This window comes from Microcystis sp. M049S2 (assembly GCF_020245625.1).
In the GTDB taxonomy this organism is placed as follows: Bacteria; Cyanobacteriota; Cyanobacteriia; order Cyanobacteriales; family Microcystaceae; genus Microcystis; species Microcystis ichthyoblabe_A.
In genome coordinates this window covers 1-11,520 of record NZ_JADBUN010000094.1, presented here as the reverse complement: position 1 = coordinate 11,520, position 11,520 = coordinate 1, and the positions used below count along the sequence as shown (strand labels likewise).

Here is an 11,520-nt window from a genome sequence, read left to right as displayed (position 1 = left end):
GCTTGTGAGACTTTATTTTTAAATCGTCAGATTCCCGTACATCAAGTTAGTCAAAGAGTCAGAAAACGTCTCGACGGTAAAACCCTAGAAATTGATGTGTTAGTAACTAATGAAAATCATGTGCTAGTAGTGGAAGTCAAAAGTAGTTTAAGTGTAGATGATGTCAAAGAATTAATCAAGAATCTAACAGAATTTAGGCAATTTTTCCCAGAATATAACCATAAACAATTATATGGGGCAGTGGCAGGCATTGAAATCGAAGAAGGAGCGGATAAATATGCTTATCGTCAAGGTTTATTTGTCTTGGCACAAAGGGGGGAAAATGTAGCGATTCTTAACGATACTGAGTTTCAACCAAAAACGTGGTATAATCCTTAAACTTGTCTTTGGGAAAGTCCAGTGCAATTCTGGTACTGTGCCGCAGCTGTAATCAAGTAAAAAGTAAAAAGAGTACATCTTCCCTTTTTCCTTGCGAGTCAGAATACCAATTACAAGCTTTTGATCGGTAGTATAGACAACTAATTTTCTAACTACTTCTCTGCGTCGCATGGAGAACAAACAACGGTGAATTGGTTAGTTGAAGCAAATGCTTGTCCCGGTTTATTTTATGGCACTGCTGCCCAGGATGGATTTTTAATTCGTCTCCGCACCCCCGGTGGATGGCTCAATTCTCCACAGGGAAAAGCGATCGCCACTTGGCTCGAACAATGGCAGACGACAATACAAGTTACCAATCGGGCAAATCTGCAAATTCGCGGACTGCAAAAATCCCCTAGTTTAGAAGAATTTCAAACCCTGCAAAAATTGGGGTTAGCTGCCCATAATCCCAGTATCGATCATTTGCGTAATATCATGTCAAGTCCCACGGCTGGAATTGACTGTCAAGAATCGATCGATACTCGTCCATTAGTCCAAGAATTAGATAATTTTATCCAAAATTATCCATCAATTGCCGAACTAAGTCCTAAATTTAGTATCGGGATCGATGGCGGTGGTGCAGTGGGAATTGGCACTGGTTCAACTATGGCCTGGCAACACCGCTATAACGAGATTCAGCTATCGGCAATTACCGTCAATAATCCGACAAATTTAACTTCTATTGTTTGCTTTCGATTAGCCCTCGGAGGAGATAAACAATTCTATGATACGGACTTATTAATTGAGCCAGAAAACTGTTTAGCTGTGGTCAAAGCTTTAGTAAAGGTTTATATCGATTATGTTCAACAAACCCCCAATATCAAGGGTAAAAAACTGAGGATGAAACACCTGCTCAAAGATTGGGGATTAGCAAAATATCTCGAACAAGTTAACTCTCAATTACATCGGACTTCTACCGGCATAATAAAAGGGCAAGAATACCGGCAGGCTGCCCATTCTACTCAACCCTATTTTCATCTGGGAATTCATCCTCAAAAGCAACCCGGATTATCTTATATTGGTCTATCATTAAGATTAGGACAATTGACGGCTAATCAACTATGGGGATTAGCGGCACTATCAGAAACTTTTGGCAGTGGTCAGTTACGATTAACCCCTTGGCAGACTGTTATATTACCCGATATTCCCGATGAAAAAGTGTCAGAATTGTTGCCAAAACTGGCATCCTTAGGATTATCCGCTTCTCCCGGATGGGATGCGGGGATAGTTGCCTGTAGCGGTAAACCGGGCTGTGCAGCAGCGGCCACTGCAACTCAAATTCATGCTTCTCTCCTAGCAGATTATTTGCAGGAACGCTTAACCTGCAATTCTCCTGTTAATATTCATTTGACGGGTTGTGCTAAATCCTGCGCTCAACCAGGTCCAGCCGAAATTACCCTTTTAGGAACTACCATCGAGGAAAATGGGCAAATACTAGAAGCTTATCAAGTCTATGTGGGTGATAATCAAAAGTTCTTAGAAACACCCATATTTGAGGGGGAATTTGCCAAGATTCCCCCCCTCATAGCCCAAATTTTAAGCTCCCAAAAATCGAAAAATTTAGATGAATAGAATGGAATACATTAAGAATGGTGAGGAAATTTACCGCAAATCTTTTGCTATTATTCGGGCTGAAACTAACTGGAAAAATCTCCCCGATGATTTAGCTACTGTGGCGGTTCGTCTAATTCATTCCTGTGGGATGACAGACATAACAGAAGATTTAGAAGCATCACCGGATGCGGTTAAAATCGGACGAAATGCCCTCGCTGGGGGTGCAGCCATTCTCTGTGATTCTCAAATGGTCGCTAATGGCATTACCAAAGCGCGTTTACCTAAAGATAATCCGATTATTTGTACCCTCAATTATCCAGAAGTAACCGAGTTAGCACGGCAAATTAATAATACCCGCTCCGCTGCCGCTTTAGAACTTTGGCGACCTCATTTAGCTGGAGCAGTGGTAGCCATTGGTAATGCACCAACCGCACTTTTTCGCCTACTAGAATTGCTCGATCAAAATGTAGATAAACCGGCTTTGATTTTAGGCTTTCCCGTGGGATTTGTAGGAGCGGCAGAGTCGAAATTAGAATTAGCAACTAATAGTCGTGGCGTGCCATTTATTACCCTGCACGGACGTAGGGGAGGCAGCGCAATCGCAGCAGCAGCAGTCAATGCTTTAGCAAAAGAGAACGAATTATGAATAAATTAGGCAAACTTTATGGATTAGGAATCGGGCCCGGTGATCCCGAATTGTTGACACTAAAAGCACACCGGATTCTCACAACTGTTCCGGTAATTGCCTATCCTACCTTAGAAAGTGGCAAAGTTTTGGCACGGGCAATTGTCTCGGATTTTATCCGTCCCGAGCAGATAGAAATTCCCATGCCTTTACCTTTTAGTGTCGAGCGCAGTTCTCAACCTCATTATGATATTGCCGCCGAAAACATCGCCGAACAGTTAAACTTAGGTCGAGATGTGGCGGTTTTATGTGTGGGCGATCCGATGTTGTATGGCACATTTATGTATATCTTTAATCGCTTGTGCGATCGTTTTTCCATTGAAGTCGTGCCGGGTATTTCTTCAGTGATGGCAAGTGCAGCAATGCTGGGTGTACCTATTACTTATCGAAATGACGTATTTAGTATTATGCCCGCTACTTTAGAGGCGGAAATATTGCGGGATCGCCTAGCCTTTATCGATGCAGCGGCGATTATTAAATTAGGCAGACATTTCGCTAAAGTTCGCAATATTCTCGATGAATTAGGATTATTAGAACGCGCCCTCTACATCGAACGAGCAACCTTACTCAATCAGCAAATTATTCCGATTACAGAAGTCGATCCAGAGGCTGTCACCTACTGGTCATTAATTCTGATTCCTAGTAAAACTAAACCCCAATAACTCTATAGACACTAAGTTAAATCTTCTATCCCCTACCTGACAGAACCTATAGGGTTTAGATGATATTATGAAAATGTCTTTTCTTTGTTGCTTTTTTGATTGCATAGGGGGTTATATACAGCGTTTCTCGGATTGATAAGTAGGTAGGCGTTAAAAATTATCAGATGCCCCCCTTATCAAGGGGGGATTAAGGGGGGATCCCCCCGCCTATCGGCACCCCCCTTATCAAGGGGGGCAGGGGGGATCGAACCTAAAATCTATTTTTAATTTAATTATAACCAGCTACTTAAGGTAATCTATTTTCTTCTCCATTCTCTGTCACCTAAAAATAACTACCATGTCCGATTCTCCTGAATCTATCCGCAATACTAGCGTCAGCGATCAAGCTACTAATAATGATGCCCTCGGATTTGAGCCTTATGTAATAGCGATCGCTGAATTTTTGTTGCATGAGCAGACACAACCACCCCTAACTTTATCGGTTGAGGGAGAGTGGGGTAGTGGCAAGTCTTCTTTTATGAAAATGTTGGAGGAATATTTACGAAAAAAGGGAGGTCGGACGGTTTGGTTTAATGCTTGGCGACACGATAAGGCGGAGTCGGTATGGGCGGCTTTTGCGCTGTCTTTTATTAAGCAGATTTCTACGCCCAAAAATTGGCGAGATTTGCCTCGAATTATCCTAGGACACTTTAAATTACAATTATTGCGTTTTAACTTAGAAAAAGGCTTGTTTGAATTAATTAAAGCTTTACCAGTAATAATTTTTGTGATTTGTGCCTTAATTGCCATTCCCTTTATTTTAATCGGTTATGGAGTTGAAGGAATTAACGAATTAATCGGAGCAACAACCTCTCAAGATGTTTTTTGGAGCAAAATTAATTCAGTTTTTAAATTATTATTTACTGCGGTCGGTGTCACCTTATCAGGAGCAGGAATTTTCGCTGGTATTAAGAGTTTATTGAGAAATTTTCAAAGGTTACTCCAAAACCCCAAAAACAACCTAATTAAATATATAGAAGCCCCAGATTATAAAAAACAATCGGCATTTGTAGAAGAATTTCATGAAGATTTTGCTAAAATTGTCGATGCTTATATTGGCAATGATCGGGTATATGTATTTATTGACGATTTAGATCGTTGTGAACATCCAAAATCAGCGGACTTGATGCAAGCGATTAACTTGATGATTGCTGATGATCCTTCAGTAGTGTTTATTTTAGGAATGGACAGAGAAAAAGTAGCCGCTAGTTTAGCGGTAAAATACGAAAACATTCTCAAGTATTTACCGTCGGAAATCACAGAAATTGATCCTGATATTTTGGCCAGACGTAGTGCTAATAAAGGGTTAGCTTATGGTTATACCTTTATTGAAAAGTTTGTCCAGCTTCCCTTTTTAGTTCCCCAACCATCCCAGTCAGATTTTGAGCGTTTTTTGACTCAGCTTGCTACTTCAACTCCTCCCAATTTACAGCCAGCTAAACCTCGTTTTACATTTTTTCAGTCATTCTGGGGTAAGTTTAAGTTAGCTTTACCCTGGAAAAATAATTCGCAAAAGCATCTCACTTCCCCAACAAGTAATCAGACAAGTGATTTAAAAAACTTGTCTCTAGATAATCCTTCGATACAATCTGAACAAACCGAAAAACAGAAAGCACAAGCAGCTGTAATTAAGCGATTAGAAGCGATTCAAGTCAACAAATCTGATAATAGAGATTCCCCAACAGTGCGGAATGTCATTATGATGGTAGCTCCCGCATTGGATTACAATCCGCGACGGATTAAACACTTTATCAATGTCTTTCGTCTCAAGGTTTATATCGCTAATGAAACTGGTTTATTTTTTGAGGAGCGAGATGAGAATGATAATTTGTTAGTTCCTTCTCTAACTTTTGAACAGTTAGGTAAATTTACTGCCATTAGTTTAAAATGGCCATTGTTATTGTCAGATTTGGAAAATGATCAGCAAATTTTAGCAAAACTTAGAAAAATTTGCACTAGATGAAGAAAAAACCCAAGAATATGAAGAGTCGATTCGCTATTGGGGTAGTCATACTAAGCTTAAAGCTTTAATGGCTTACAGTTATGAAAAATCGACAACCGAGGAGGTCTTACAAATTAACCCCAAATTCAGCTTTGCGAAGGTAAATGTTGATAAGTTATTACAAGTATCGCCCAAGATAATTCGGCAAACTGAAACTGTAATTTTCCCAAACTTTAACCCAGAAATGGTGGATATACCCGCCGGTGAATTTAACATGGGTTCTAATGAGTATGAAGATGAAAAACCGATACATCAAGTAATTGTGCCAGCATTTCAGATAGGCAAATATCCCGTCACCCAAGCACAGTATCAAGCGGTGATGGGAAATAATCCTTCCAGGTTTTCAGGAAATCCCCAGAACCCGGTAGAATCTGTTACTTGGTTTAATGCTCAAGAGTTTTGTGAAAAACTGAGCCAGTTAACTGGAAAAAACTACCGTTTGCCTACAGAAGCAGAATGGGAATATGCCTGTCGCGCTGGTACTGAAACCCTATTTAGTTTTGGCGATGATAGAGATAAACTAGGAGATTATGCCTGGTTTCGTACTAATTCAAATAATGAAACCCATCCTGTTGGGGAAAAGCTACCTAATCCCTGGGGAATCTGTCATATGCACGGGAATGTTTGGGAATGGTGTGCTGATCAATATCATGAAAGTTATGTTAACAAACCAGAGAATATTAAAGAAAATGGCAGCATTGCATGGGCAGATAACAATATAACTAATCAGTCATCAAGAATACTGCGCGGCGGTTCGTGGTTCCACATTCCTGTTAAGTCTCGCTCGGCGTCTCGGGAGAAATACGATGCCGACGATGGCTTCAACGATATCGGTTTTCGTGTTGTGTGCGATCTCCCCTAATCAGTTATCAGTTGGGAGCCACCATTGGCGTAATAATATTATTGTAGGGGCGAATTGCATTCGCCCTCTTTGAATAACTTCTACTGCTCACCTATAGGTGAGGGAAAGTCACAAATAGGAGATGCAGCCGATAATTTTCTGGAAATATAGTCTTTAAACCCTTGTCTGGCAAAACTACAAGGAATGATAAGCAATGATTATCACACAAAGTCGAGGAGAGCCATACTAGAGGCAACTGAACAACTTCCCCCAGAAGATCAAGAACAACTGATTCACATTTTAAAAAAGTGAAAGACATTAACGAGGCTCAACAATACCTCAACAACTAATGGAAAAGATTCCGGCAAGATTAAAATAAATTAAGGTCATCTGGCCGCAGTCGGTTAAAACTGACTAAAAATATTACTTGGTCTGAGGAGCTTTTTTAAATTGACAGACGAGCGCGTTTATTGGTTAGCATGGTCAAGTATTGCTGGAGTTGGGTCAATTTCCCTGAAGCGACTCTATCAGCATTTCGGCAGTGTCGCTGTGGCCTGGAATGCCACCGATACTGCGATCGCAGAAGTGGCGGGATTCGGCAAAAAGTCAATGGCAGCGGTACGGGAAGGGCGATCGCAAATTGACCCAGAAGCTCTTTTCGCCGAACATATCCAGAAAAACCCCCTTTTTTGGACTCCTAGCGACCCAGAATATCCCCGCTTTCTCTGGGAAATTCCCAGTCCTCCCCCCTTACTTTACTATCAAGGAAAGGTCAATTTAGAGGAAAATCAGGGAAATATCCCCACCGTCGCCATTGTGGGTACTCGTAACCCCACGGATCACGGCCGGCGCTGGGCGCGGCGCTTAAGTACCCTTTTGGCCCAACAGGGATTTACTATTGTTTCTGGTATGGCCGAAGGAATTGATGGAGAGGCGCACCAAAGCTGTTTAAAAGCAGGGGGAAGAACGATTGCCGTCTTGGGAACGGGGGTCGATGTGGTTTATCCTAGTCGTCATCGGCAGCTACACGCGGACATCCAAAAGCAGGGTTTAGTCATTAGTGAACATCCCGCCGCAACTCAACCGAATAAAGCCCATTTTCCCAGTCGTAATCGCATTATCGCCGGTTTAAGTCGCGCGACTATTGTTATCGAGGCCCCCGAAAGGTCTGGCTCCCTGATTACGGCCAGTTATGCTAACGAATTTGGCGGCGATATCTATGCTTTACCCAATTCTCCCGATATTGCTGCCGCTAGGGGTTGTTTACAACTGATTCATCAGGGAGCGGAAATTATCGTTTCTGAGGAGAAATTATTAGAAATGTTGGGGGCAATTCCCACCACGAACCAATCCGCACCAGTTAATCTCTCCCCTTCACTCCCTCCAGAGACATCCCCGGCCTTTAATCCTGCTCCTCCAGTCAATCTAGAACCTAGACTAGCACAAGTGTATCAGTTATTTGACAGAGATGCCCTGTTGTTTGACATTATTGTTGAAAAAATGCAAATCCCCACCTCAGAAGTGGCGGGGATCTTATTGGAATTAGAATTAATCGGTTTAGTGACTCAGTTACCCGGTATGCGTTACCAGAAAACCTAGTCAACTCCTCTACAGGTGTTTATCTATGGTGGTAGCTAAAGTGGTTTTCGGTACAGCCCCGACCACCGTATCAACTTTTTGACCTTCTTTGAAGATCATCAGAGTAGGAATACTGCGAATCCCGTACTGACTAGCGATAATGGGGTTTTCGTCGGTGTTGAGTTTCACCACCTTGACTTGCCCTTCGAACTGTTTGGCAATTTCTTCGACAACGGGAGCCACCATTCGACAGGGGCCGCACCAAGGAGCCCAGAAATCCACTAGGACAAGGTCGGCACTATCTAAAACTTCATCTTTAAAGGTGGCATCTGTAACGGCAGTAACGGCAGTAACCTCTGACATACTTAAGAAATCCTCTAGTAATCACGGTTATCTAGAATACACAAAAATTTCATTCTAGAGATTCGTGGTGCGATGTTGACATTCCACTGGTGAAAAGGACGAGAACTAGCTCTAAATCCACTATAGAGGCCTTAACTTGCATCAGAGGTAGCTTCTTGGATTAATTTCACAAGGGGTATTCTTCTATTTTATAACCCTAGAGGCTCTATTTTGACTTTTTTTTGATAAAGTTTTGTAATATTGCCCGAGTCAGGGATGGGTGATCACAGCCGGATAAAATTTTCCTGAAGAAAAACCCGAAAAGTCAGCGATTTTATCTAGACTTAACCTGAGTTTGATTATGATCGGCATAGGCCACCTCCTAATTGAGCTTTTTTATGAAAATTCTGGTCTTAAATGCGGGATCGAGCAGTCAAAAAAGTTGTTTATACGATTTAGATATTCTCCCCTCCCATCCTCCCCAACCAATTTGGGCAGCGGGGATCGATTGGACAGTTAACCCTGATTACGGGGTTTTAACAGTCAAAGCTCAGGGAATTAAACAGGAAATTAATCTTTCTAGTCAAGACCGTCCGGCGGGAATTGCTCGGATGTTAGATACCTTAGTCACTGGCGAAACTAAGGTAGTAGCCAACCTCGCAGACATTAGTATAGTCGGTCATCGAGTTGTCCATGGTGGCACGGAATATTCCCAGGCAACCATGATCACTCCCCCAGTCAAAGAAACGATTAAAAAGCTGATCCCCCTTGCTCCTAGCCATAATCCCGCTCATTTAGAAGGAATTGAAGCGATCGAGCAAGTTTTGGGCGATGTTGCTCAAGTAGCAGTGTTTGACACTGCTTTTCATCGTTCTATCCCTCCTCAGTCTTCTCTTTATCCCATTCCCTACCAATGGAGTGAACTGGGAATCCGTCGCTATGGTTTTCATGGCACCAGTCATCAGTACTGCTCCCAACGGGCCGCCGAATTGTTGGGAAAACCCCTAGAATCCTTGAAAATGGTGATCTGTCATCTGGGAAATGGTGCTTCCCTATCGGCAGTCAAGGGGGGTAAAAGTATCGATACTACTATGGGATTTACTCCCCTAGAGGGATTGATGATGGGAACCCGCAGCGGTTCGATCGATCCAGGGATTCTGATTTATCTAGAGCGAGAATATCAATACAATCCCGATAGTTTAAATAGCTTACTCAATAAAGAATCGGGTTTAAAGGGAATTTCGGGTATTTCTGGAGATATGCGGGCAATTACGACGGCAATGGCCGAGGGCAACCAGAGGGCAAAATTAGCATTTGAGATGTATATTCATCGTCTGAAAAGTTTAATCGGATCAATGATCGCTTCTCTAGAGGGGTTAGATGTCTTGGTATTTACGGCAGGAATCGGCGAAAATTCAGCTTTAGTACGGGAAAAAGCCAGTCAAGGCTGGTCTTTTTTGGGTTTAGAGTTAGATTTGGCTAAAAATGCCGCTCGTCCCCGGGATGAGGATATCGCCACCGACACATCTAAAGTACGCGTGATGGTAATTGCCACGGCGGAAGATTGGGCGATCGCACGAGAATGCTGGCATTTATCCCCATAGACCTCATCTTTGGCCATTCTCTTTTGGCTCTTCCGTTGTGGGAATCTCCATAATCGGATGATTGAGAGCAATCATCAAATGGTCTCCCTCTTGGCTAATAATGCTCGGACTGCTCGCCATTTGGGAGAGGGGATCATTGCGTCCCGAGACGAAGTAGGAGCCAACAGCGATCGCCATAGCCGTTAAAATTGCGCCACCATAAACATAATATTGCCGACGACGCTGACCATCGACTTTTCTGAACACCTGTTCTGCCAATCGGTCGTTGGCCATTGTAGCCGGTACGGGAATCTGCCTTAAATTAGTTTGTAATCCCAAGAGCTGCCGATAGAGTTTTTTAGCGGCAGCATCATGGTCTAACCAATGCTGAACTAGCTTTCTTTCCTCTACCGTTACTTCGTTATCAATATAGGCGCTAATTAAATCGAAACGATGACTTTCCTCGTTATCCTCATCTAAAAACAAAATATCCTCGGCTGCGGAGTTGCAATCGCTGTCATCGTGACGTAACAAAGACTTGATCCATTGAACGTCTTCGGGTTGATAATTATTCATGGTTGACCTCGACCAGAAGAGATCGGTATGCAATCACTTTTTACCAGCACGGAGCTAGTTAACTTTAACGACTCCTCACTTCGGCCGTTAGTGCCGAATCACCACAATATTCTTTAGCCTTCTGTAAAATAGGGCTGTAAAACAGATTGTAATTTAGCGCGAGCGCGAGCAATGCGAGATTTAACAGTTCCTAAAGAAACTCCCGTGATCTCGGCAATTTCTTCGTAGGCCATCCCTTCAATTTCTCGCAGAATAATAGTTGTCCGAAAAGCTTCTGGTAAATCAGCGATCGCCGATTGTAATTGATCGTAGAATTCGTGGGTGGTGAGATGTTCATCGGGACTGGGGTAATCGGACTCGATATCCCAATCGATTTCGCCATCTTCCACGCGTCGGGGAGCATCGAGAGAAATGGGGTGATTAACCCGCTTGCGTTTCCGCAATTCGTCATAAAAAAGATTAGTAGCAATGCGACTCAACCAACCACGGAACTTGAGGGGTTCATGGAGACGGTTAATATTGCGATAGACGCGAATCCAGACCTCTTGAGCCAAATCAGCGCGATCTTGCCAATCGGGAGCCAAATGATAGAGTAATTTATCAACATGAGCCTGATAGCGCCGCAGCAGTTCCGCAAAGGCTGCTCGATCGGGCTGACACCCTTCCTGACAGCGTGCAATTAGATCGTAGTTGGAGAGTTTGTCAGGGGACACGGGGTTTTGAGACTTTTTGGCCTCAAGTGACCAAGATGCTGGAATCGATTGACTCATGGGGTTTCCTCTAAGGATATAAACTCCTCACTCAGAGCTTGAGGACGGGAGAAGTCAGTCAAGGTTCCCGAAAATAAATAATTTTTTTTCCATATTCTGATTCTAACTGATCGAACCGAGTTCCTGGACTGAGATTTGAGCGGGGCATTCAATGTTTGACCTTCTCGTTCGACCACGGGGCTGAAAACCTTACTAAGCAGTTATTTCAGCTACTGCATCCCTATTTGATGCCTAAACAGTTCCCAGCTATGAGAAACGCTATCACCGCCATCAAGAGCTAATTAGAACAAAATTACTAGACAAAAACAGCCCACCAGAAAAAAGGGAAATAGCTGAAAGGCTTACGTGGCAAGGGATAGAAAAAAGATCAAAAAATTTTGCCAAAAGGGGTTGACAAACTAGGGGAAGTTAGATACATTGGTAAATGCGCGGTTGAAGCAAAGCGAAAGCGAAGCGAAACAAACGACGCTC

9 protein-coding genes, 1 pseudogene and 1 riboswitch are annotated in these 11,520 nt (G+C 42.9%); of the genes and pseudogenes, 7 read left to right on the top strand and 3 right to left on the bottom strand.

The genetic code is table 11. From position 1 onward, the window contains the following. The 6 genes and pseudogenes from IM496_RS08000 to dprA all read left to right on the top strand — a co-directional run. On the top strand, positions 1-378 hold a 378-nt coding region (locus IM496_RS08000), incomplete at its 5' end, for a DUF3782 domain-containing protein (protein ID WP_287661689.1). Then, a riboswitch (cobalamin riboswitch) is annotated at positions 349-507 on the top strand. (Overlaps the previous gene by 30 nt.) A 57-nt stretch (positions 508-564) precedes the next feature. Then, complete coding sequence (cobG, locus tag IM496_RS07995) at positions 565-1,989, top strand: precorrin-3B synthase (RefSeq protein ID WP_194017740.1); 1,425 nt, start codon at positions 565-567, stop codon at positions 1,987-1,989. A 1-nt stretch (position 1,990) separates the two neighbouring features. Beyond that, positions 1,991-2,617 (top strand): precorrin-8X methylmutase, encoded by a 627-nt coding sequence (locus tag IM496_RS07990; protein WP_287661690.1) that lies wholly within the window; start codon positions 1,991-1,993, stop codon positions 2,615-2,617. Beyond that, positions 2,614-3,318: a precorrin-2 C(20)-methyltransferase gene (gene cobI, locus IM496_RS07985; protein ID WP_194017738.1), complete on the top strand. Its 705-nt coding sequence runs from the start codon at positions 2,614-2,616 to the stop codon at positions 3,316-3,318. The genes IM496_RS07990 and cobI overlap by 4 nt, the downstream gene beginning before the upstream one ends. Before the next feature lie 337 nt (positions 3,319-3,655). Then, positions 3,656-6,221 (top strand): annotated as a pseudogene (locus IM496_RS07980) (SUMF1/EgtB/PvdO family nonheme iron enzyme). Positions 6,222-6,650: 429 nt separating this feature from the next. Then, positions 6,651-7,799, top strand: coding sequence for a DNA-processing protein DprA (gene dprA / locus IM496_RS07975; protein WP_104397658.1), 1,149 nt, complete (start codon positions 6,651-6,653; stop codon positions 7,797-7,799). Between the two features lie 9 nt (positions 7,800-7,808). On the opposite strand, the gene trxA is transcribed toward dprA, so the two are convergent. After that, complete coding sequence (gene trxA / locus IM496_RS07970) at positions 7,809-8,141, bottom strand: thioredoxin (protein ID WP_194017377.1); 333 nt, start codon at positions 8,139-8,141, stop codon at positions 7,809-7,811. 377 nt (positions 8,142-8,518) lie between these two features. Here trxA and IM496_RS07965 point away from each other — a divergent pair, with 377 nt between their 5' ends. Continuing rightward, on the top strand, positions 8,519-9,724 hold the full coding sequence (locus tag IM496_RS07965; protein WP_287661688.1) for an acetate kinase: 1,206 nt from the start codon (positions 8,519-8,521) through the stop codon (positions 9,722-9,724). A 3-nt stretch (positions 9,725-9,727) separates the two neighbouring features. Here the strand turns inward: IM496_RS07965 and IM496_RS07960 are convergent, their stop codons facing one another. Next, complete coding sequence (locus IM496_RS07960) at positions 9,728-10,279, bottom strand: anti-sigma factor family protein (protein WP_287661686.1); 552 nt, start codon at positions 10,277-10,279, stop codon at positions 9,728-9,730. A gap of 113 nt (positions 10,280-10,392) precedes the next feature. Continuing rightward, a complete protein-coding gene (locus IM496_RS07955) occupies positions 10,393-11,049 on the bottom strand; it encodes a sigma-70 family RNA polymerase sigma factor (RefSeq protein ID WP_149986218.1) in 657 nt (218 codons plus the stop codon). Positions 11,050-11,520 lie beyond the last annotated feature (471 nt).